The sequence below is a fragment of the Arthrobacter sp. 05T423 genome (genome assembly GCF_056396245.1).
Window position 1 is genome coordinate 87101 of the sequence record NZ_JBFTLC010000004.1, and the last position, 20761, is coordinate 107861.

Sequence of the window (20761 nt, forward strand, 5' to 3'; positions counted from 1 at the left end):
GGTGGGGCCGTGACCACTTACCTGACCCCTGCCCTGGCCTGGCGCCGTCTGCGCGAAGGCAATGAACGCTTCGTCAACAGTGAATCCTCGCACCCGAACCAGGACGCCTCCCGGCGCTCTTCCCTGGTGGAAACCCAGCATCCTTTCGCGGTGATCTTCGGCTGCTCCGACTCGCGGCTCGCCGCGGAAATTATCTTCGACGTCGGACTTGGTGACGTCTTCGTCGTCCGGACCGCCGGACAGGTCATTGATGACGCCGTCCTCGGCTCGCTCGAGTACAGCATCGGCGTGCTGGGCGTTCCGCTGATCGTGGTGCTGGGCCACGACAGCTGCGGAGCGGTCACGGCCACAAAAGCCGCCGTCGAGACCGGCCAGATGCCTGCGGGCTTCATCCGGGACCTCGTCGAGCGCATCACGCCGTCGGTCCTCACCTCGCTCCGCAACGACCAGACGGAGGTCAACGACATGGTGGTGGAGCACGTCAAGCAGACGTCACAGCGCCTCGTGGACAGCTCACGTGTGATTTCGGACGCAATCGAAACGGGACGGGCCGCGGTAATTGGGCTCTCCTACAGCCTCGCGGACGGCCGCGCGGAGCTTGTTTCCGGAATCGGCGAGCTCTAGAAGAGGCCTGAAAGCGCCCGGGCAGGCCGCCTGTAGCAAGCCGTTCACGGTTTTCGATGCGGCGCCCGGGCGTCCTAAGCTAGCCCCATGACTTCCACTGAAGAGTTCCGCATTGAACATGACACGATGGGCGAAGTCCGCGTCCCCGTGAACGCCCTGTACCGCGCGCAGACGCAACGTGCAGTCGAGAACTTCCCGATCTCCGGAAAAACCCTGGAACGTGCGCACATTGAGGCGCTGGCCCGGGTCAAGAAGGCCGCTGCCCAGGCCAACGCTGAACTGGGTGTGCTCGACGGCGAGCTGGCCAAGGCGATCGCGGAGGCTGCCGACGAGGTGGCTACGGGCAAGTACGACGGCGACTTCCCCATCGACGTTTTCCAGACCGGCTCCGGCACGTCCTCGAACATGAACACCAACGAGGTTCTCGCCGAACTGGCTTCGCGCGCCCTCAAGGCGGCCGGCAGCGACAAGGTGGTCCACCCCAACGACCACGTCAACGCCTCGCAGTCCTCCAATGACGTATTCCCCACCTCCGTCCACGTTGCAGCCACCTCGGCCCTGATCAACGACCTCATTCCGGCCCTCGGCTACCTCGCCGAATCCCTGGAGCGCAAGGCCGTTGAATTCAAGGACGTCGTCAAATCCGGCCGCACGCACCTCATGGATGCCACTCCGGTCACTCTGGGCCAGGAATTCGGCGGCTACGCCGCGCAGGTCCGCTACGGCATCGAGCGCATCAACGCCGCACTCCCCCGCGTCGCCGAAGTTCCCCTTGGGGGCACCGCAGTGGGCACCGGCATCAACACCCCGGCCGGCTTCCCGGAGCGCGTCATCGAGCTGCTCGCCACGGACACCGGCCTGCCGCTGACCGAGGCCCGCGACCACTTCGAGGCGCAGGCCAACCGCGACGGCCTCATCGAAGCCTCCAGCCAGCTGCGCAACATTGCCATCTCCTTCATGAAGATCAACAATGACCTGCGCTGGATGGGTTCCGGCCCCAACACCGGCCTCGGCGAAATCGCCATTCCGGACCTGCAGCCGGGCTCGTCCATCATGCCGGGCAAGGTCAACCCCGTCATCTGCGAAGCCTCCATCATGGTCTGCGCCCAGGTCATCGGCAACGACACCGCCATCGCCTGGTCCGGCACCAACGGCGCCTTCGAACTGAACGTCGGCATCCCGGTCATGGCCGCGAACCTGCTCGAGTCCGTCCGCCTGCTGGCCAACACCAGCCGCGTCATGGCCGACAAGATGATCGACGGCATCACGGCCAACGTCGAGCGTGCCCGCTTCCTCGCCGAAGCCTCACCGTCCATCGTTACCCCGCTGAACAAGTTCATCGGCTACGAAAATGCCGCCAAGATCGCCAAGACGGCCGTCAAGGAAGGCCTGACCGTCCGCCTGGCCACCGAGAAGCTCGGCTTCGTCGGAGACGGCGAAGGCAAGGTATCCGAGGCCGATCTGGACAAGGCACTGGACGTCACCACCATGACGGCTCCCGCCCACAAGGCATAGGTCCCCGCCGCCTCCCTCGCTTCGCTCCGCTCAGCCAGGGAACCCTCGGAGGCATAGGTCCCCGCTTACGACGGCGGCCGCCCACCTTCCCAGCGAAGGCGGGCGGCCGCCGTCGTTCCCTTTAAAGTTGCGGTTGCCGTGGGAGTTTTTGTCCACGTATCGCGACCTGGAGGCCCTCGAGGTCACGATACGTGGACAAAAACTCATCACCCCCGCCCGGCGCCTGAGCTCGTGCGCCGCGGCGTCGCGCGAAAGTTGCACTAATTCCATCCAAGTGCAAAACTTTACTTTGTGAATGAAAGTGCAACTATTGGCGGCGGCCTCCGCGAGCGCAAGCGGGCCGCGACACGGGCGGCGATTACCGCCGTCGCCCGTTCCCTGACGTCCGAGCGCGGCCTTAGCGGCTACACCGTGGAGGACGTCTGCGAACAGGCCGGCATCTCCCGGCGGACCTTCTTCAACTACTTCCCCAGCAAGGAAGACGCCATCCTGGGGCACGTGGACGACGAGATGCCCGAGGATGTTTTCGAGGAGTTCCTCCGCGGCGGACAGGGTTCGCCGAAGGGCGAGCTCTCCGCCAGCCTGCTCCAGGACCTCCTGCAGCTGTCGCTCAGCCTGTCAGAGCGGATGAGCAGCTCCGAGGAGGAGACCCGCGAGCTGATCGGCGTCATCAAGAAGGAACCGCAGCTGATGCTCAAGATCATCGGCTCCACGGAGGAACGGGAAGCCCACTTCGCCCGGCTCCTCGCCGAACGCGAAGGCGTGCCGGCCGACCATCCCGTGGTGCGGATGGCCGTGGTGGTCATGGGCAACATCGCCCGGCACACCAGCCTCGCCTACTTCTCCGAAGGCAACACCCGCACGTACCGGGAGCTGCTGCTCGAAAACTTCGAAGCCGCCCGGCTGCTGCTCTCCCAGCCGTATTCCCGCCCCGCCTCCGATCCCGTTTCCCCCTCCGCAGAAGGACAGCCATGAGCACCGCCGTCAGTTCCAAACCCGCAGCCGGACCGCTGCTGCTGACCCAGAAACGCATCTGGATCATCTTCTCCGCACTGATCGCCGGCATGCTGCTCTCCAGCCTCGACCAGACCATCGTCTCCACGGCCATGCCCACCATCGTCGGCAAGCTCGGCGGCGTCGAGCACCAGGCCTGGATCACCACCGCGTACCTCCTGGCCACCACCATTGTTATGCCGGTCTACGGCAAGTTCGGCGACATCCTTGGACGCCGGAACCTCTTCCTGGTGGCCATCGCAATGTTCACGCTCGCCTCGGTGGGCTGTGCCTTTGCCACGGACTTCTGGGGCTTCGTCATCTTCCGCGCCATCCAGGGCCTGGGTGGCGGCGGACTGATGATCCTCTCGCAGGCAATCATCGCGGACATTGTTCCGGCCAAGGAGCGCGGCAAGTACATGGGCCCCCTCGGCGCCATCTTCGGCCTCTCGGCAGTGGCAGGCCCGCTGCTGGGCGGGTTCTTCGTAGACCACCTCACCTGGGAGTGGGCCTTCTACATCAACATTCCCGTCGGCATCGCCGCCTTCGCCATCGCCTGGTTCGCCCTCACGCTTCCCAACAAGAAGGCCGAAAAGCGGATCGACATCCTGGGCGTCCTGTTCCTCTCCGTTGCCACCACCTGCCTGATCTTATTCACCGACTTCGGCGGCAAGAAGGACGAGGGCTGGGACTCGCCCGTCACATGGGCCTTCGGGACGGGCCTGGTCCTCGCCGCCGCAGCGTTCGTCGCCGTCGAGCGCCGCGCGGAAGACCCCATCATTCCGCTGAGCCTGTTCCGCAACCGGATCTTCGTGAACTCCACCGCCATCGGCTTCACTCTGGGTTTGGGCATGTTCGCGGCCATCGCGTTCGTGCCCACGTTCCTGCAGATGTCGTCGGGCACCTCGGCCGCCGAGTCCGGCCTGCTCATGCTCCCGATGATGGCCGGCCTGATGGGAACGTCGATCTATTCGGGCATCTGCATTTCCAAGACCGGCAAATACAAGATGTTCCCGATTCTCGGCGCCAGCCTCACCATCGCCGCCATGCTGTGGTTCACCACGCTCTCCGCCGAGACGCCCATCTGGGTCATCTGCGTCCAGCTGTTCCTGTTMGGTTCGGGCCTCGGCCTGATCATGCAGGTCATCGTCCTCGTGGTGCAGAACTCCGTCCCGGCGGACCAGATCGGCACGGCCACCAGCACCAACAACTATTTCCGCGAAGTGGGGGCTGCCCTGGGCGTGGCGGTGTTCGGCTCCATCTTCACCAACCGGCTGGCCGAGTCCCTGACAAATGCCTTCACCGGCGCCGGTGCATCGTCCGACCAGGCTTCCCAGTCCACCAGGACGCTGGATCCGCAGACGCTCGGCCAGCTTCCCGGCCAGCTCCGGGACGCGATCGTCAATGCCTATGCCGATTCCCTCGCGCCGGTGTTCTGGTATCTCGTGCCGTTCATCGCCGTTGCCCTGGTCCTGGCCATCACCTTGAAGCAGATCCCGCTCTCGGACACGGCCGGCATGGTGGCCCGCGGCGAGGCGGTGGGCGGCGAGGAGGCCGAACGGCTCGAAGCCGCCCTGCGGGAACCGGCATTGCGCGAACCTGAATCGCGTGGCCCGGCCGCTCGTGAGCCGGAACTGCTTGAGGCTGACGGTGTGAAGGACGACGACGGCGAGCTGGCCGGCCAGCGCCGCTGACCTGACGCCGGACTACTGCCGGGCCCCGGGGCGCGTGCCCCGGGGCCTCAACTGTCCGTTCGCGCTGTGGCTAGGGCCTGGCGGTTCGGCGTAGCGCCGGTCAGGCGGGCAGCAGGACCATCGCCGCGGCTGCCCCGGCCAGCATGAACGGCCCGAACGGAATGGCCGACTTGAGCGTGCCGCGCCGCAGTGCCAGCAGGCCGATGCTCCAGAGGCCGCCGAGCAGGAACGCGGCAAACGTCCCCGCGAAGACGTGCGGCCAGCCGAGGTAGCCCAGGTACAGCCCCAGGACGCCGGCGAGTTTCACGTCACCGAACCCCATGCCCGGCGGGTACACCAGGCGCAGCACGAAGTAGAACAGCCACAGCACCGCTCCCCCGGCCACAATCCTCAGTGCGGGCACGCCGAAAAGACGGGCCGCGCCGTCGGGCAGTGCGGACGGTTCCACTGCCGCCAGGGTGAGCACCGTCCCCAGCAGCAGCACCCCGGCCACCACGTAGGAGGGGAAGACAATCCGGTTCGGCAGCAGGTGGTGGCGGACGTCGATCACCGTCAGCCGCACCGCCATCACGGCGAAGTAGGCACACGCGGCCAGCAGCAGCCAGAATGCCGGTGGTGCTGCTTCCCATAGTTCGCCGAGTCGTTGGATCACTCTCGGATGCTACTGGATTGCGCGGCCTGCCGCTGGGGCCGTGGGTAAACTGTGGATATGGGGACTTGGGACGCCAAACACCGGCAGGAACTCGGCGGCGGTGCCACGCCCACGTCGGCCGCCTCCTTTCGCAACCTTTGCCGCTCCTCCCCGTGGAAATGGCAGTCCCTGCGCTTCGAATACACCGAAATTCCCGGCGCCGGCACCGTCCGTGCCTGGCTGCGCCGGCCGGGCGCCCTCCGCCTGGAGTCCAGCGACGGCACGTTGCTCGGCAGCACCACGGGCATCAACGATTCCCGCGACGGCCTGTACATCAGCGCCACCCGGAAATCGTGGCTTCTCCCTGCGCATCTGGTGACCCCGGTCTACGACGACGGCGGACTGGTGCGGCGCCGCCCGGAAGCCGCCTACGGCGAACCCTCGTTCGGAAACGGCCGCTTCGCTGCTGCCCTGGACCCGGTGGAGCTTGCGGGCAATGCGCCGGTTCCCCTGGAGTTCCCCAACGCCAACGCGGTCGAAGTGCTGGAGCCCGTACAGGAGGTGACGCACGAAGGCCGCCCGGCGCTGGAAACCGTGGTCTCCCCGAATGCCGGGTACCGTCCGCTGGATCCTCGCGCACCCCTCTGCGGCCCCGGCCGGACCCGGATCCGCATCGATGCCGGGACCGGCGTCTGCGTGGCCGCTGAACCGGTCGACGGCGAGAGCCAGCTTCCGCGTCACCGCATCCGGATCCTGGCCGTGGACGAGTACATGCTGGACGATCTTTTCGTGGCCGAGCCGATGAACCTCACTGACGTGCGCGAACACATCCAGTGGCCACTGCGGCCCAACCCCGCCTGACGAGCCGCCCGGAATGCGGGGCCCGCGCAGGTTTTTTCCAAGCTGCCGGCCGCACACTCAGGTCATGTCAACCATGGCTCCCGACGTATCGACACCTGACACCGGCACCGGCAAGACCGGCAGCCGGCGGCGCAGGAAGCTGCTGCTGATCCCGCTCTCCCTGCTCTGTGCGCTGGGACTCGTGCTCGGCTACCTCTTCCTCACCGCCAAGCCGGAGGCCAGCACACCGCTGGGTGCCAGCGCGGTGATCCCCGGCGGAACGGCGCGGGTGAGCGGCATCATCCCGCTGGAAAAGGACGGCTGGCTTCCGCCGGAACGCGTCCAGGTTCTGGATGAGGGCCCGTCCGCGGGCACCCACCGGGTCCGTATACTGGTGCAGTTCACCGCCCTGGAGGGCAAGGGCGTCACGCTGGACACGTCGGAATTCACGGTGACCGGGCTGGGCGCCACGAGCATCCACCCGCTGTGGACCTCCCCCGGGAAGACGCAGCTCAAGCAGGGAGATACAGCGGACGCCACCATGGTCTTCGAGCTTCCCAACCAGGCCATTGCCCTGGTGCTGGAAGGGCCCGGCAGCACCCGGTTGTCCCTCGGCCAGTCGCACCACACCAGCTGACGACCGCAACCTCCGCAGCCCGGACACGAGGTTCTCCGGCATGGGTTCCGGCGGCAACCCGCGGGCGGCCAGCCATCGGCTAGGCTTCCGGCATGACCGAGCTGAACTCCGTGTGGCCTCCATTCGCTCTCACCCTGGCCACTCCCCGGCTCATGCTGCGGCCGCTGCTCGACGATCACATCCCGGCCGCGGTTGAGGCTGCAGCCAGCGGCATTCACGAACAGGGCCGCAATCCGTTCAGCACGCCCTGGACCGCGGTCCCCGCCGACGAACTGGGACCCAACATGGCACGCTGGTACTGGCAGTGCCGCGCCGCCTCCACGCCGGAATCCTGGGCCCTGATCCTAGGCATCTGGTTCGACGGCACCTTCCTCGGCTGCCAGGACATCTCAGCGCGGGATTTTTCGGTTCTCCGCACAGTCACCACAGGGTCATGGCTGCGGAGGAGTGCGCACGGCCGCGGCTTCGGCAAGGAGATGCGGGCCGCCGTCGCCATTTACGCTTTTGACTGGCTTGGCGCCGAAGTCTGTGAATCCGAGGCCGCCGACTGGAACGCCGCATCTCTGGGCGTCTCCCGCTCTCTGGGCTACGAACTGAACGGCGTGACCCGCATGTCCTGGGGCAGCAAGCAGGAAACGGTCCAACGTGTCCGCCTCACGCCGGCAACGTTCATCCGCCCCGACTGGCAACTAAAAGTGGAAGGCCACGAACCCACGGCAAGCTTTCTCCTGGGGATCGGCTGAGGCAAGCGGCGGTGTGCTTCCGTTTCCGCGGCAACGGAGTCCCGCCGTCGCTTAGACACGACGCATAGGGACACCCTCCGGTCGCTGGCGACCTCCGGGCGTCCGATGCGCCGCGATGCGCTCCTTCGCGGGACCCCGCGGCCGCTAGTTGGTCCGGTCGCCGTCGTCGCTGGTTGAGCTTGTCCAAATTACGGAATCGCAGCGGTTCCGTTGAGAAGATGAACGAGCGACGGCGAAGGGCCGTGGCCCGGCGAACCCGGCCAAGGCCCTTCGCGCTATGCCACGGCACCCCGCCAACAACTACGCCCCTTCGAGCAGGTCCGTGACGAGCGCCGCGATGGGCGAGCGCTCGGAGCGGGTGAGGGTGATGTGACCGAAGAGCGGGTGGCCTTTCAGGGTTTCGACGACGGCTGCGATGCCGTCGTGCCGTCCAACCCGGAGGTTGTCGCGCTGGGCGACGTCGTGGGTGAGGACGATCTTCGAGTTCTGCCCGATCCGGCTCATGACGGTCAGCAAAACGTTCTTTTCCAGCGACTGGGCCTCGTCCACGATCACGAAGGCGTCGTGCAGGGAGCGTCCGCGGATGTGGGTCAGCGGCATGACCTCCAGCATGCCGCGGTCCATGACTTCCTCCACGACTTCCTGGCTCACAAGGGCGCCAAGGGTATCGAAGACCGCCTGCGCCCAGGGGTTCATCTTTTCCTGTTCCGAGCCCGGCAGGTAGCCGAGCTCCTGGCCGCCCACGGCGAAGAGCGGGCGGAAGACGATCACCTTGCGGTGCTCGCGGCGTTCCAGCACCGCCTCCAGGCCGGCACACAGGGCAAGGGCCGACTTGCCCGTGCCCGCACGGCCGCCCATGGACACGATGCCCACCGCGGGGTCCATCAGCAGGTCGATGGCGAGCCGCTGCTCCGCGGAGCGCCCATGAAGGCCGAAAATGTCGCGGTCCCCCTTGACCAGGCGGACCTGCTTGTCGGCACCGACGCGGCCCAGGGCCGAGCCGCGGCTGGAGAGCACCACAAGGCCGGTGTTGACGGGCATCTCTGCCGCCGCCGGGATGAAGACCGGTTCGTGGCCGTAGAGCGTGGAGATCTCCTCGTCGCTCGCATCGATCTCGGCGACGCCGGTCCACCCGGAGTCTTTGACGAGCTCGTTGCGGTATTCATCGGCCAGCAGGCCCATGGCCGAGGCCTTGACCCGCATGGGGAGGTCCTTGGACACCACCGTGACGTTGCGCCCCTCGTTGGAGAGGCTCTTGGCGACGGCGAGAATGCGGCTGTCGTTGTCCCCACCGCGGAATCCGGCCGGCAGGACTTCGGCCGAGATGTGGTTCAGCTCGATCATGAGCGTACCGCCGGCATCACCCAGCGGGATGGGCCGGTTCAGCCCCCCGTGCTGGATGCGAAGGTCATCAAGGAGCCGGAGCGCCTTCCGTGCGAAGTAGCCGAGTTCAGGGTCATGCCGCTTCCCTTCAAGTTCGGTGATCACCACGATCGGCACAATGACTTCATGCTCGGCGAAGCGCAGCAGAGCGCGGGGGTCGGAGAGCAACACGGAGGTATCGATGACGAACGTGGAGACTGCTGGCTGGGATTCAGTCTGTTGGCCGGAAACAGCAAGACCGGCCGCGGCGTCTTTCGTGTCCGCACCGGTCTTTGAATTGGCTCGCTTGGCGCGAGAGGTAGCCTTCTCACCCTTGTCCGTGATGACGTCGGGCAGTTGTTCAGAAATAGCCACATCGACTCCAGCCCCGGGGCACATGCCCGGAATTGTTATTGGTGAGGCGGCTCGGCCACGAGGCCGGATCCGGCCTCCCATACAACCGGTGCGAAGAATCGCTCCATGTACTGGCCTCCCCGATCAGCCGGCGGTTTGCCTGCTGATGGATTCAACGTAAATCGCCCCGAACTAATTTCCAACGTCTTTCTCCGGCGATTCCTGTTGCCGGTGTGTGAATTCGACGTGAACGCGGCGGCCAAAAAGCGGCAGGAACACCCGAAAAGCGCTAGGAACCGAAGCGCCGCTGCCTGCCGGCGTAGTCGCGGAGGGCGCGGAGGAAATCCACCTTCCGGAAGGCCGGCCAGAGGGCCTCGCAGAAGTAGAACTCGCTGTAGGCGCTTTGCCACATCAGGAAGCCTGAGAGGCGCTGCTCGCCGGAGGTCCGAATGACCAGGTCCGGGTCTGGCTGGCCACGGGTATAGAGAAAGCGTGAGATGTCCTCCACGCTCAGGGAATCGGCAAGTTCGCTGATGTCCGCGTTGTGCGCCACGGCGTCGTGCAGCAGCTCGCGCACCGCGTCCACGATCTCGCGGCGGCCGCCGTACCCGACGGCCACATTAACGTGCAGCTTCTCGCGCACCGGAGTCCGGGCTGTCAGCTTGGTCAGCCGCTCCGCCAGGTAATCCGGCAGCAGCTCGGGGGCGCCCATGGCATGGACGGAGATGTCGGCATCCTCATCGAGGCGGTCCAGCGTGTTGGCGATGATGCCCATGAGCAGGTCAAGCTCCTCGCCGGAACGGCTCATGTTGTCCGTGGACAGCATGTACAGCGTGACTACCCGCACGCCCAGCTCCTGGCACCAGCCGAGGAACTCGTGGATTTTGTCCGCGCCGGCCTGGTGGCCCTGGCTGGTGGGGGCGTTGAACTGCCGGGCCCAGCGCCGGTTGCCGTCCACCATTACGCCAATGTGCCGGGGGATCCGCTCCGGCTCCAGGGAGCGGAGAAGCTTGCGCTCGTAGAAGCCATAGAGGAACCCGGGCCATTCCATCCGGCGACTCACCTGACTTCCTCTGTACGACTTTTGTGCAAGTCCTAGGCTACCGCCCGGAGGGTGCGGCCGCGTGCAGGCGGCGGCTGGCGGCCCGGACGGCTGAACGTCGAGGACCTGGCAGCAGACGCATTACCCGTCAGTAACTTACTGGGTCGTAGGTTATTCTGGAGGGCATGAAAAGCAACGCCCCGGACGGCGGACCGGGCGCCCCGGAGCCGCGCACGCCTAAGGCAGAGCCCACCGCCGTCGACGACGCCGCGGCACGCATCGCCGAACTGCTGACGATCAAACCCAAGTGGCGGGGTTGGATCCACACGGTCACAGCGCCGTTCGCCCTGGCGGCGGGGATTGTCCTGGTTGCTGTGGCTCCCACCGCGGACCGCAAGATCACGTCCGCCATCTATGCCCTCACCGGCGTCCTGCTGTTCGGCGTCAGCGCCGTGTACCACCGCGGCAACTGGTCCCCCGGCGTCAAACGCATCCTCAAACGGCTCGACCACACCAACATCATGCTGGTGATTGCCGGGAGCTACACGCCGCTCGCGTGGAGCCTCCTGGACAGGACGGCGGCGGAGGTACTGCTGTGGCTGATCTGGTCCGCCGCGATCCTGGGTGTACTGTTCCGGCTGCTATGGACCGACGCGCCCCGCTGGCTGTATGTGCCCATTTACATCGGCCTCGGCTGCGGGTCCCTGTTCTACCTGCCCGCCTTTTTCGCGGCGAGCGTCCCGGCTGCCCTGCTCATCTGCGTCGGCGGGGCGCTGTACATCGCCGGGGCCGTGTTCTACGCGCTCAAGAAGCCCAACTTCAGCTACCAGCACTTCGGCTTCCACGAACTGTTCCACGCCTTCACGGTGCTGGCCTTCGGCGCGCACTTCGCGGCCATCCTCATCGCAGTCCTGAGCTGACCCGGTCGAGGGCCTCCCGGACGGTTGCCACGGGCCGGTCGCAGACCATACCGCGGCACACGTACACCAGCGGTTCCCCGCCGGGTCCGGCAGGCCGGTGACGCAGCAGAGGCACCTCGGCCGGCGTCCCGCCGTCGTCCGTTTCTGCGTCCCCCACTGCGACCACCAGCCCCGGGCTCGGGGACAGCAGCAGGGCGCGGTGGAGGGCGTCCCGCTCGGGACCGGCAGGTCCGACGACGGCGGCCTCCAGCGGTCCCGCCAGCGCGGCCTGCGCTGTGGCCAGCAGCCAGCCCGCCGCGCGCGGCGCCCTGGTGGCGAGCGGGGGCACCAGCCCCAGGATGTTCCCGGCCATGATCCGGTGCTCCGCGGACCCGGACAGGGCAGCGTAGCCCAGCAGCGCCCCGGCGAAAGCCGCAGCCCCGCTTGGCGTCGCGTCGTCAAAAAACTCCAGACCCGGTTTTCCGCCCTGGGCGCTGACCACCTGCTGCGACTCCCCGGCGGAATCGGCAAGCGTTCCGCCGTCCACGAACCGCGCCCGGGTTGCCTCGATCACCTGCTCTGCCAGCGCGTACCAATGCGGGTCGCCCGTGGCCGAGTACAAGGCAAGGAAACCGTCCGCACAGAAGGCATAGTCCTCGAGCAGCCCGCCGATCCCCCGGGAGGTGCCGCCATGCGAAACCCGGACCAGCCTCCCTGCGGCCGGCACCGGAGGAGCCTGCACCCCCGCTGCCGGGTCCCCCGCTGCCGGTTCCTCCGCTGCCGGCCGCCAGTGGACGCGTTCCAGGTAGCCGGCGATCCTGGCTGCCTCCGCCACCAGGTTCGGCCTGTCCAGCACCGCCCCGGCGTCCGCGAGCGCAGCAACAGCAAGCCCGTTCCACCCCGCCACCACCTTCTCGTCCCGCGCGGGCTGCGGCCTGCGTACCCTGGCTTCCCGGAGCCTGGGCCGCGCGTCCTGCCAGAGCCGGGCCTCGTCGCCGCCCAGCGCCCGGCCGGGGTGCAGCGGCGAACCCAGCTCCGAGACGGTGCCCCGGCTACCGACGTTCATCATCCAGGCGACGGCCGCGGCGTCCTCCGCGCCGAGCACCCGCTCCAGATCATCGGGGGTCCAGAGGTAGGTGGCCCCTTCGTGGTGCTCGCCGTCCACTACGGTGTCGGCATCCAGCGAGGATGCCAGACCACCCTCCGGCAGGCCCAGCGCGGAGAGCATCCAGTCTGCAGTCCGCGCGGCAATATCCGCCGCCTCGGCTGCCGGGAACCCGGCTGTTCCGCCGAGCCTGACCCAGTGCACGTAGACGCGCAGCAGCTGGGCGTTGTCGTAGAGCATCTTCTCGAAGTGCGGAACGGACCAGTCGCGCGTCACCGAATACCGGGCGAAGCCGCCGTCGAGCTGGTCGAAGAGAGCCGAGCGGCCCATGGCCGCGAGGGTGCGCCCAGCCATCCCCCTGGCCTCCCCGGCCGTCTCCGACGGCACCGCGGCGTGCCGGACCAGGAACTCCAGAACTGCCGACGGCGGGAACTTGGGGGCGGCGCCGAACCCGCCGTCGTCGGCGTCTTCGGACCCCGCCAATGAACGCACCGCGGCGGGCAGCAGGCGCGCGTCGAGCTGCTCGGGCGGACGGGTTACGTCCACGGCAGCCGCAAGCTGCACCTGCCCCATGTTCTGTGCGAGCGAGCGGGCGTTCTGCTCCACGGCGTCGCGGCGTTCCGTCCACGCCTCATGCACCGCCTCGAGGACCTGGCGGAAGGAGGGGCGCCCCGGCATGGGCCGGGGCGGGAAGTAGGTGCCGGCGTGGAAGGCCAGGCCCTCGGGGGTCAGGAAGACGGACATGGGCCACCCGCCCTCGCCGCTGATGGCCTGCGTGGCGGCCATGTACACGGCGTCGACGTCGGGACGTTCCTCGCGGTCCACCTTGACCGCCACGAAATGCCCGTTCAGGTAGTCGGCGGTGGCCTGGTCCTCGAAGGATTCGCGGGCCATGACGTGGCACCAGTGGCAGGCGGCGTAGCCGATGGACAGGAACACCGGGACATTCCGGGACGCTGCCCGCGCAAAGGCGGCGTCCCCGAACGCCTGCCAGTGCACCGGGTTGCCGGCGTGCTGGCGCAGGTAGGCAGAGGGTTCCGCGCCGAGGGCGTTATGCTCCCCCGGCCCGGGCGGCCCTGATCCGGTCTGCCCCGATTTCGGATCAGGTGTCGGCGCGGCCTGCATTGCCGTTGGCGGCGTCGTCGCGGGCAATGTCGGCCTCCCCCGCGGCAGCCTGGCGTTCCTCCTCCACCTGGGCACGGTACCGCACCCGGCGGATCCGGCGCACCATGTCCACGATCAGCAGCGCGGTGAGCACCACGATGAAGGCGGTCAGGAGAAATCCCAGGAGGCCGGGAGTGACCTGGTCCTGGGACAGGCCGGGCTTCAGCCCCGGCGAGGGTGCCGGGGACGATGCCAGGGCGATGAGCAAATGGTGCACTGTTCAAACCTTCTCGAGGCTGGGGCCGGCGTCCGCCCCGTGGGCTGACGCCTGGCCGTTGGTACGCGCGCGGCCGTGGCCGCTTCCGCCGCCACACGGTCGACTACGCGGGGTCGTCTACGCGACATTTTCTACAAGGGATAGAAAATGTCTCTTGTCTCTATCTTAGCCCCGCGAAGAGGTCCTTTTCCGGCAGCTCAGAGGCCACCCTCGAATGGATCAGCGTGTAGTCCTCCCAGGGCCAGACGCGCGCCTGCATCTCCGCTGACACGGCGAAGAAGAAGCCCAGCGGATCAACCTGCGTGCGGTGGGCCCGGAGCGCGTCGTCCCGCGCCGCGAAGAAGTCGCCGCAGTCCACCTGGGTAGTGGTTTCGTGCATCGGGGGCGGCGGCGTGTGCCCTTCGGCGTCGGCCTCAAGCCAGGCGGCGAGCCGCTGTGCGTAGGGCGACTGGAGCCCGGCCTCCTCCAGGGCAAAATGCAGGGCGCGGAACCGCTCGGGGCTGAAGGCGCGGTCGTAGTACAGCTTGCTCGGCTCCCACGCTTCCCCGGTGCCCGGATACCGGGCGGGGTCCCCTGCGGCTTCGAAGGCCTCCACCGTAACCCGGTGGGCCATGATGTGGTCCGGGTGCGGATAGCCGCCATTCTCGTCATAGCTGACGATGACGTGCGGCTTGAAGTCGCGGACCAGCCTGACGAGGGGGGCCGCCGCCCGTTCCAGGGACTGCACCGCGAAGGACCCGGCCGGCAGCGGCGGGAGCGGGTCGCCCTCGGGCAGCCCCGAGTCCACGAAGCCCAGCCAGCGCTGCTGGATGCCCAGGATCCGGGCGGCCTCGTTCATTTCGAGGCGGCGGGCGCCTGCCATGTCCCGCTTGGGGTGGGGCTCGCTCTCCATGGCCGGGTTCTGGATGTCACCACGGGAGCCGTCCGTGCAGGTCGCAACCATGACGTCCACCCCGGCGGCGGCGTACATGGCCATGGTGGCCGCGCCCTTGCTGGACTCGTCGTCCGGGTGGGCGTGGACTGTCAGCAGGCGAAGCTTCGGCGGCTGGCTGGTGGACGCTGTCATCTGGGACTGCTCCTCTTTCTCCTGGGACTGACTGCAATGCTGACGCCGGAACTTGCCCCGGGTAATCGCCACTAAACTGGAAGGGTGACTACCGAGGACAAGTCGGGCACTGCCCAGCCTGCAGACATTAGCCTAGCCAATCGCTACGGCCGTCCAAAGCGCAGCATGTCCGGAAAGGCCAAGCGCTGGACGGGAATCGCCGCGCTGGCAGTGGGGATGGGCACCCTGGCGTGGGTGTCCACGTCCGGTGCCGCCGCCTCTGTGACGTACAAGGACATCGGTTACCGTACCGCGGATGCCACCCAGGTCCAGGTGGACTTCCAGGTGACCAGGGAACCCGGCACGGCGGTAAAGTGCGCCATCAAGGCGCTCGACTCCAAGTTTGCCGTGGTCGGGTGGAAGGTGATCGACATTCCGCCGGTGGAGCAGGAGGCTCAGGGCCAGAGTGCCGACGGCGGACGCACAGTCGCCCAGCGGGTTCTCCTGCGCACCGAATCTCAGGCCGTCTCGGGCGTCGTGGACAACTGCTGGATCCCGAAGCCCGCGGCCTCCTAGGCCCGCAGGAGAACGGCAGCCACATAGAGAATGTGAGCCACACCGCTCGGTCATTGGGTTTACTCCACAGGATTGACTACAATGGATCAATACCTTTACCCCGCTGAGATGGTTACTGAGTTCCACAGGTGGCCACCGTGGCGGGGTCTTTGTTTGTATGACCGCTTGTACACCACTAGAGGAGAAGTCCGTGTCTACCACTAACAGCGCGCCTGCAGCTTGGCTTACCCAGGAAGCTTTTGACCGCCTGAAGGCAGAGCTGGACCACCTTTCCGGCGCCGGCCGGGCGGAAATCGTCCAGAAAATCGAGGCTGCGCGCCAGGAGGGAGACCTCAAGGAAAACGGCGGTTACCACGCTGCGAAGGAAGAGCAGGGCAAGATCGAAGCCCGCATCCGCCAGCTGACCGTCCTGCTCCGCGACGCCCACGTGGGCGAGGCACCGGCCGACGACGGAATCGTTGAGCCCGGCATGATCGTCGTCGCCCGCATCGCCGGCGATGAAGAGACCTTCCTGCTCGGCTCCCGGGAAATTGCCGGCGACTCCGATCTGGACGTTTTCAGCGAGAAGTCCCCGCTCGGTTCCGCGATCATGGGTCACAAGGAGGGCGACAAGCTCAGCTACACCGCCCCCAACGGCAAGGACATCTCCGTGGAGATCCTTTCCGCCAAGCCTTACTCGGGCTAACACCGCAACCGTCCTCGGTCCCAGCAAACGCACGACGCCGGCCTCCCCGACTACGGGGACGGCCGGCGTCGTGCTTTAAGGCGCAGTGCTTTGAAAAGTCGTGGCTTCAAGAGCTGTGCGCTAAGGGGCGCGCCACTGGCGTTCAGCGGCGGGAGGTCCGTGCCCTCAGCACGACGGCGGCCAGGACGCCGCCGGCGGCGCCGCCCAGGTGTGCCTGCCAGGACACATACCCTGCCACATTCGGAATGATCCCGAAAAGGATGGATCCGTAGGCCAGGAACAGCACCACCGAAAGCACGATCTGCCACCAGTTGCGGTTGAAGAACCCGCGCACCAGGAGGAACGCGAAAAGGCCGAAGACCAGGCCGGACGAGCCCACGGTGACCCCGCCGGAGCCAATCAGCCAGACGGCGAGCCCGGAACCCAGCCAGCTGCAGGCCACGGCCGTGAGGAAGACCCGGATCCCGGAGAGAAAAACCAGGAATCCGAAGATGATCAGCGGCAGTGCATTCGACAGCACGTGGTTGAGGTTGGCGTGCAGCAGCGGGAACGTGAGCATGTCCAGGATGCCGTCGGCGCTTCTGGGCCTGAGCCCGAAGATGCCGTTCAGCGAGTGCAGCAGCACCGTGTTGAGCAGCTCGATGGCGAACAGGAGCGCCACGAAGGATCCCACCACCAGCAGCCCGGCTTTGGCGCGGGCGGCAGCCGTTTCCCTGGTGGCCGGCGCCTCTCCCTGGCTGTCAAGCATGCCGCTCCTAGTGCACCACAATCGGCTGGAAGCCTTCGGCCCGCAGCGCGCCGAGGACCTGTTCGCCGTGCTCGTGGCCCTTGGTCTCAAGGTTCACCGTGATGGAGACGTCGCCCATGCTGATGGAGCCGCCCACGCGCGTGTGGTCGAGGCCGGTCACGTTGGCGTCGTTCTCGGCGATGATGCGGGCGATCGTGGCCAGCGAGCCCGGGCGGTCATCAAGCATCATCCGCACGGTCATGTACCGGCCGGCGGCGGAAAGGCCGCGCTGGATCACCTTGAGCATCAGCATGGGGTCAATGTTGCCGCCGGACAGGACGACGGCGGTGGTCCCCGGGTTTTCGATCTTGCCGTCCATGAGGGCCGCCACGCCCACCGCACCGGCCGGCTCTACCACCATCTTGGCCCGTTCCAGCAGGAAGATCAGGGCCCGCGCCAGGGAGTCCTCGCTGACGGTCACCACATCGTCCACCAGCTCGCGGATGATGCTGAACGGCAGCTGGCCGGGGCGGCCGACGGCGATGCCGTCCGCCATCGTGGAAACCTTCTTGAGCGGCACCAGGGCGTCCGCTGCCAGCGACGGCGGGTACGCAGCCGCGTTTTCCGCCTGCACGCCGATGATGCGGATGTCCCGGCCGAGCTCCTTGGCGCGGGCTTTGACGGCCACCGCGACGCCGGCCAGCAGGCCGCCGCCGCCGACCCCCATCAGGATGGTGTCGACGTTGGGCACCTGTTCGAGGATCTCCAGCCCCAGGGTGCCCTGGCCGGCCACGACATCCACGTTGTCGAAGGGATGGACGAACACGGCTCCGGTGTCGTCGGCGTACCGCTGGGCCTCGGCGAGGGCCTCATCCACGTTGTGCCCGTGCAGGACCACCTCCGCGCCATGGCTGCGCGTCGCCGCGAGTTTGGGCAGCGCCACGCCGAGCGGCATGTAGATTCGGGCGTTGATGCCCAGGCTCTTGGCGGCGACTGCCACGCCCTGCGCGTGGTTGCCGGCAGAGGCCGCCACCACGCCGCGTTTCTTGTCGGATTCGGAGAGGCGGGCCATCCGCACGTAGGCGCCGCGCACCTTGAAGGAGCCGGCGCGCTGCAGGTTCTCGCACTTGAAGTAGACCTCGCCGCCCACCATGGCGCCCAGGGCCCGGGAGGACTCCACCGGTGTCCGCGCAATAATCCCGTCCAGCAGCTTCTGCGCCTCAAGGACATCGTCCAGCGTGACGGGAAGGCTTTCGGGGGTGTTCACGAACTATTCTCCTTTGGGTGATTCGATGTCGGCACCGGGGGCGGCGTTGCCGCCCCGGGCGCCGTGTGCAGTGCCGGCAGCGCTGCCGTGGCCGGCATGCGAGCCCGGCAGCCGGACATCCCTGAAGGTGTTGTCCTCGTCGGCTGGGGCCAGGCCCGCGGCAGCCGGCACAAGTTCATATTCCCACGTTCTGGCAGCAATATACCGAATCGCCGAATTTGCTACGGCCAGAATGGGGACCGAGAACAGCGCCCCGGGGATTCCGGCGAGGTAGGAACCGGCGGCGACGGACAGGATGACGGCCACCGGATGCAGCGCGACGGCCTTGCCCATGACCAGCGGCTGCAGGATATGGCTTTCCAGCTGCTGCACCAGCAGCACGATGCCCAGCATGACCAGGGCGTTGACCGGACCGTTGGCCACCAGGGCGAGCAGCACCGCGATGGCGCCCGTCACCAGCGCACCGACCACGGGGATGAAGGAGCCGATAAAGACCAGTACCCCCAGCGGCAGGGCCAGCGGGACACCGATGATCGCCGCGCCGACGCCGATGCCGACGGCGTCAACGAAGGCCACGAACATCTGGATCCGCGCGTAGCTGACCATGGACGCCCACCCGCGCCGCCCGGCGCCGTCGGCGGGGATCCGTGCCTGCCGCGGCAGGAGCCGGACCAGGAAGGCCCAGATCCGGCCGCCTTCCAGGAGGAAGAAGATCAGGATGAACAGCGCCAGGACCAGCCCCGCGGCGAAGTGCCCGGCGGTGCTCCCGAAGGACAGGGCGCCGCTGAGGATGCTGCTGCTGTTGTTCTGCAGCGCGGCCGCGGCCTCCTTGATGTACTGGTCAATCTGGGCTGCGGTCAGGTGCAGCGGGCCCTCGGCCAGCCAGTCCTGGACCTGCTGGACGCCGGTCAGCGCCTCGTTCCACAGCTCCTGGAAACCGAGCGCCAACTGCCTGCCCACAAGGGCCAGGGCGCCGGCAATGAGTCCGATGAAGCCCAGGACCGTAATGGCGACGGCGGCCCCGTTCGGGACGCGCGATTTCCGCAGCCACCGCACCACAGGGCTGAGCAGGCCCGCCAGCAGAGCCGCCACCATGACGGGAATGATGAGGAAGGTGACCTTGGCCAGCAGCCAGATCAGGGCGCTGCCGACCAGCAGGATCAGGCCCAGCCGCCAGGCCCAGGCCGCCGCAATGCGGACGCCGTAGGGAATGTCCTGGTCCAGGTCGCGGTCGGTCCGGATACGCCCCGGCTCCAGGCGCCCGAAGGGCCGGGCAGCGTTTGCGCTGTTCGCCCTGCCCGTGGCACCGGGCGCCATGCTGGCACTGCCTTGAGCGCTGGCGATGCCCGTCGTGCTGGCGCTGCCTGTCGTGCTGGCACTCGTGGTGGCTGCCTCGTCTGGTGTGGCGTCCCTAGCTGGCGTCATAGCCCAATACTTCCCTAGCCGCCCGGCTATGGGAAACGCGGCACGGCCGGCCTGTGCACCGATCCATCAGGCACCGATTCGTCCCACACAGATCCTTCAGGCACTGCTCCGGTCACGCAGCCCTTACGCAGCAGCCAGGTCAGCGCGGATGCCCCAGGTGATGGTGAACGAGTCCCCGGGCGCCAGCCAGCGGAGGCTGTCCCCGGAGTTGAAGGCATTTGCCGGACCCGTCATCGGCTCCAGAGCCACGGCTGCCGTCCGGCCCGGGTAGATGCGGCTGACGAACACGTGGACAAACGGGCACGTGCTGTCCTGCCACAGGCTGACGCTGCGGCCGTCCGGCGCGGTCAGCGTGTGGCGGGCAATCCCGCCGTCGAACGCCAGGTCGGTCAGGGCGACGTCGAGGTCCAACTCCCCCACTGTTCTCCCCCGCCTCAGGTCGCTGTCCGCGGAAACAGGTTCGGCGCTGCGCGGAATGAGCCGCTCATCGGCCACCAGCCTCGTTGCGGCATCCACAGTCAGTGTGAGCTCTTCCGAGGGGACATCACCGATCCGGAGATAGGGGTGTGCACCCAGCACGAACGGCGCCCCGGCCTCGGAGTCGTTGACCAGCGTTTGCCGCACCTCCAGGCCCAGATCCTCGGCCAGCGAGTACTCCACGCGGTGCCGCACCAGGAAGGGGTAGCCGTGTTGGGGAAACACCGGCGCCTCGAGGGTCACCGCAAACTCGGATTCGGCAACGAGGGAATACGCCGCATTACGCAGAAGCCCGTGGCTGGCGTTGTTTTTGGAAACTTCAGTGATGTCCAGCTGCTGCTTCTTGCCGTCCAGGTGCCAGATCCCGTCTTCCACCCTGTTCGCCCAGGGCGCCAGGGTGATGCCCGTCGCGCCGGGCGGAATGTCGGAATCGCCATAGGACTCCGTCAGCTGGACGTCCCCGCGGCTGTACCACCGCAGCCCGGCAGCCAGCTCGGTGACCACGGCGAGCGCGTCGCCCCGCCTGAGCTCGTACTGCCTGCCCGTGGCGTAACGCCGCTGAGCCGAGGGGAAATCGCTCGCCACGCCGGAATCGCTGGCCACGGGGGAATCGCTGGTTTCGGAAGTCGCGCCGGAAGTCATGGACCTACCGTACAACGCACGCACCACTGCACTGGCACCTTGCGAAAGGCGCGACACTTGTTATCTTTTGTTAGAAAGTATTTGTTTTTGATCGCTT

20 protein-coding genes are annotated in these 20761 nt (G+C 67.2%); 10 read left to right on the forward strand and 10 right to left on the reverse strand.

The genetic code is table 11. The features are described 5' to 3' along the window. Positions 1 to 9: 9 nt before the first annotated feature. The 4 genes from AC1DFE_RS05140 to AC1DFE_RS05155 all read left to right on the forward strand — a co-directional run bounded on the left by AC1DFE_RS05140 (position 10) and on the right by AC1DFE_RS05155 (position 4826). The gene (locus tag AC1DFE_RS05140; protein WP_476904831.1) at positions 10 to 624 is read left to right on the forward strand and encodes a carbonic anhydrase; all 615 of its coding nucleotides are present in this window, start codon (positions 10 to 12) and stop codon (positions 622 to 624) included. Positions 625 to 711: 87 nt separating this feature from the next. After that, positions 712 to 2139 (forward strand): class II fumarate hydratase, encoded by a 1428-nt coding sequence (locus tag AC1DFE_RS05145; RefSeq protein WP_476904832.1) that lies wholly within the window; start codon positions 712 to 714, stop codon positions 2137 to 2139. 291 nt (positions 2140 to 2430) lie between these two features. Further along, complete coding sequence (locus AC1DFE_RS05150) at positions 2431 to 3114, forward strand: TetR/AcrR family transcriptional regulator (RefSeq protein WP_476904833.1); 684 nt, start codon at positions 2431 to 2433, stop codon at positions 3112 to 3114. After that, positions 3111 to 4826: an MDR family MFS transporter gene (locus AC1DFE_RS05155; RefSeq protein ID WP_476904834.1), complete on the forward strand. Its 1716-nt coding sequence runs from the start codon at positions 3111 to 3113 to the stop codon at positions 4824 to 4826. The genes AC1DFE_RS05150 and AC1DFE_RS05155 overlap by 4 nt, the downstream gene beginning before the upstream one ends. A gap of 100 nt (positions 4827 to 4926) precedes the next feature. Here the strand turns inward: AC1DFE_RS05155 and AC1DFE_RS05160 are convergent, their stop codons facing one another. Continuing rightward, a complete protein-coding gene (locus tag AC1DFE_RS05160; protein ID WP_476904835.1) occupies positions 4927 to 5478 on the reverse strand; it encodes a prepilin peptidase in 552 nt (183 codons plus the stop codon). A gap of 57 nt (positions 5479 to 5535) precedes the next feature. On the opposite strand from AC1DFE_RS05160, the gene AC1DFE_RS05165 reads away from it, so the two are divergent. The 3 genes from AC1DFE_RS05165 to AC1DFE_RS05175 all read left to right on the forward strand — a co-directional run bounded on the left by AC1DFE_RS05165 (position 5536) and on the right by AC1DFE_RS05175 (position 7677). Then, positions 5536 to 6318, forward strand: coding sequence for a hypothetical protein (locus AC1DFE_RS05165; protein ID WP_476904836.1), 783 nt, complete (start codon positions 5536 to 5538; stop codon positions 6316 to 6318). Positions 6319 to 6391: 73 nt separating this feature from the next. Next, positions 6392 to 6934: a hypothetical protein gene (locus AC1DFE_RS05170; protein ID WP_476904837.1), complete on the forward strand. Its 543-nt coding sequence runs from the start codon at positions 6392 to 6394 to the stop codon at positions 6932 to 6934. A gap of 92 nt (positions 6935 to 7026) precedes the next feature. After that, positions 7027 to 7677 carry a GNAT family N-acetyltransferase gene (locus AC1DFE_RS05175; protein ID WP_476904838.1) on the forward strand — a complete coding sequence of 217 codons (651 nt, stop codon included), beginning with the start codon at positions 7027 to 7029 and terminating at the stop codon, positions 7675 to 7677. A 300-nt stretch (positions 7678 to 7977) separates the two neighbouring features. On the opposite strand, the gene AC1DFE_RS05180 is transcribed toward AC1DFE_RS05175, so the two are convergent. Beyond that, the gene (locus tag AC1DFE_RS05180; RefSeq protein WP_476904839.1) at positions 7978 to 9414 is read right to left on the reverse strand and encodes a PhoH family protein; all 1437 of its coding nucleotides are present in this window, start codon (positions 9412 to 9414) and stop codon (positions 7978 to 7980) included. 268 nt (positions 9415 to 9682) lie between these two features. Then, entirely contained in the window at positions 9683 to 10444 is a 762-nt protein-coding gene (locus AC1DFE_RS05185) for an isoprenyl transferase (protein WP_377993060.1), read from the reverse strand. Positions 10445 to 10620: 176 nt separating this feature from the next. On the opposite strand from AC1DFE_RS05185, the gene trhA reads away from it, so the two are divergent. Continuing rightward, positions 10621 to 11355 carry a PAQR family membrane homeostasis protein TrhA gene (trhA, locus tag AC1DFE_RS05190; protein WP_476904840.1) on the forward strand — a complete coding sequence of 245 codons (735 nt, stop codon included), beginning with the start codon at positions 10621 to 10623 and terminating at the stop codon, positions 11353 to 11355. Here the strand turns inward: trhA and AC1DFE_RS05195 are convergent. From AC1DFE_RS05195 to mca, 3 genes are all read right to left on the reverse strand, one after another. Continuing rightward, positions 11336 to 13564 carry a thioredoxin domain-containing protein gene (locus AC1DFE_RS05195; RefSeq protein ID WP_476904841.1) on the reverse strand — a complete coding sequence of 743 codons (2229 nt, stop codon included), beginning with the start codon at positions 13562 to 13564 and terminating at the stop codon, positions 11336 to 11338. The genes trhA and AC1DFE_RS05195 overlap by 20 nt on opposite strands. Then, positions 13542 to 13820, reverse strand: coding sequence for a hypothetical protein (locus AC1DFE_RS05200; RefSeq protein ID WP_476904842.1), 279 nt, complete (start codon positions 13818 to 13820; stop codon positions 13542 to 13544). Before AC1DFE_RS05200 ends, AC1DFE_RS05195 begins: the two co-directional genes overlap by 23 nt. A gap of 160 nt (positions 13821 to 13980) precedes the next feature. Next, positions 13981 to 14886, reverse strand: coding sequence for a mycothiol conjugate amidase Mca (mca, locus tag AC1DFE_RS05205; protein WP_476904843.1), 906 nt, complete (start codon positions 14884 to 14886; stop codon positions 13981 to 13983). An 84-nt stretch (positions 14887 to 14970) separates the two neighbouring features. Here mca and AC1DFE_RS05210 point away from each other — a divergent pair, with 84 nt between their 5' ends. Both AC1DFE_RS05210 and greA read left to right on the forward strand, forming a co-directional pair. Further along, positions 14971 to 15441, forward strand: coding sequence for a DUF4307 domain-containing protein (locus tag AC1DFE_RS05210; RefSeq protein ID WP_476904844.1), 471 nt, complete (start codon positions 14971 to 14973; stop codon positions 15439 to 15441). 190 nt (positions 15442 to 15631) lie between these two features. Next, a complete protein-coding gene (gene greA / locus AC1DFE_RS05215; RefSeq protein ID WP_476904845.1) occupies positions 15632 to 16126 on the forward strand; it encodes a transcription elongation factor GreA in 495 nt (164 codons plus the stop codon). A gap of 142 nt (positions 16127 to 16268) precedes the next feature. On the opposite strand, the gene AC1DFE_RS05220 is transcribed toward greA, so the two are convergent. From AC1DFE_RS05220 to AC1DFE_RS05235, 4 genes are all read right to left on the reverse strand, one after another. Then, positions 16269 to 16874, reverse strand: coding sequence for a rhomboid family intramembrane serine protease (locus tag AC1DFE_RS05220; RefSeq protein ID WP_476904846.1), 606 nt, complete (start codon positions 16872 to 16874; stop codon positions 16269 to 16271). A gap of 7 nt (positions 16875 to 16881) precedes the next feature. After that, positions 16882 to 18120, reverse strand: a complete 1239-nt coding sequence (gene ilvA, locus AC1DFE_RS05225) for a threonine ammonia-lyase (RefSeq protein WP_476904847.1) — start codon at positions 18118 to 18120, stop codon at positions 16882 to 16884. A gap of 3 nt (positions 18121 to 18123) precedes the next feature. Further along, a complete protein-coding gene (locus AC1DFE_RS05230; RefSeq protein ID WP_476904848.1) occupies positions 18124 to 19545 on the reverse strand; it encodes an AI-2E family transporter in 1422 nt (473 codons plus the stop codon). 123 nt (positions 19546 to 19668) lie between these two features. Then, a complete protein-coding gene (locus AC1DFE_RS05235; RefSeq protein ID WP_476904849.1) occupies positions 19669 to 20664 on the reverse strand; it encodes an aldose 1-epimerase family protein in 996 nt (331 codons plus the stop codon). Positions 20665 to 20761: the final 97 nt, after the last annotated feature.

What these genes read in the sequence shown, in the direction of transcription:
- AC1DFE_RS05175 (WP_476904838.1), top strand. Translation starts at nt 7,027, where the DNA reads ATGACCGAGCTGAACTCCGTGTGGCCTCCATTCGCTCTCACCCTGGCC.
- AC1DFE_RS05220 (WP_476904846.1), bottom strand. Translation starts at nt 16,874, where the DNA reads ATGCTTGACAGCCAGGGAGAGGCGCCGGCCACCAGGGAAACGGCTGCC.
- AC1DFE_RS05230 (WP_476904848.1), bottom strand. Translation starts at nt 19,545, where the DNA reads ATGACGCCAGCTAGGGACGCCACACCAGACGAGGCAGCCACCACGAGT.
- AC1DFE_RS05185 (WP_377993060.1), bottom strand. Translation starts at nt 10,444, where the DNA reads ATGGAATGGCCCGGGTTCCTCTATGGCTTCTACGAGCGCAAGCTTCTC.
- trhA (WP_476904840.1), top strand. Translation starts at nt 10,621, where the DNA reads ATGAAAAGCAACGCCCCGGACGGCGGACCGGGCGCCCCGGAGCCGCGC.
- AC1DFE_RS05145 (WP_476904832.1), top strand. Translation starts at nt 712, where the DNA reads ATGACTTCCACTGAAGAGTTCCGCATTGAACATGACACGATGGGCGAA.
- AC1DFE_RS05170 (WP_476904837.1), top strand. Translation starts at nt 6,392, where the DNA reads ATGGCTCCCGACGTATCGACACCTGACACCGGCACCGGCAAGACCGGC.
- AC1DFE_RS05235 (WP_476904849.1), bottom strand. Translation starts at nt 20,664, where the DNA reads ATGACTTCCGGCGCGACTTCCGAAACCAGCGATTCCCCCGTGGCCAGC.
- mca (WP_476904843.1), bottom strand. Translation starts at nt 14,886, where the DNA reads ATGACAGCGTCCACCAGCCAGCCGCCGAAGCTTCGCCTGCTGACAGTC.
- AC1DFE_RS05195 (WP_476904841.1), bottom strand. Translation starts at nt 13,564, where the DNA reads ATGCAGGCCGCGCCGACACCTGATCCGAAATCGGGGCAGACCGGATCA.
- AC1DFE_RS05165 (WP_476904836.1), top strand. Translation starts at nt 5,536, where the DNA reads ATGGGGACTTGGGACGCCAAACACCGGCAGGAACTCGGCGGCGGTGCC.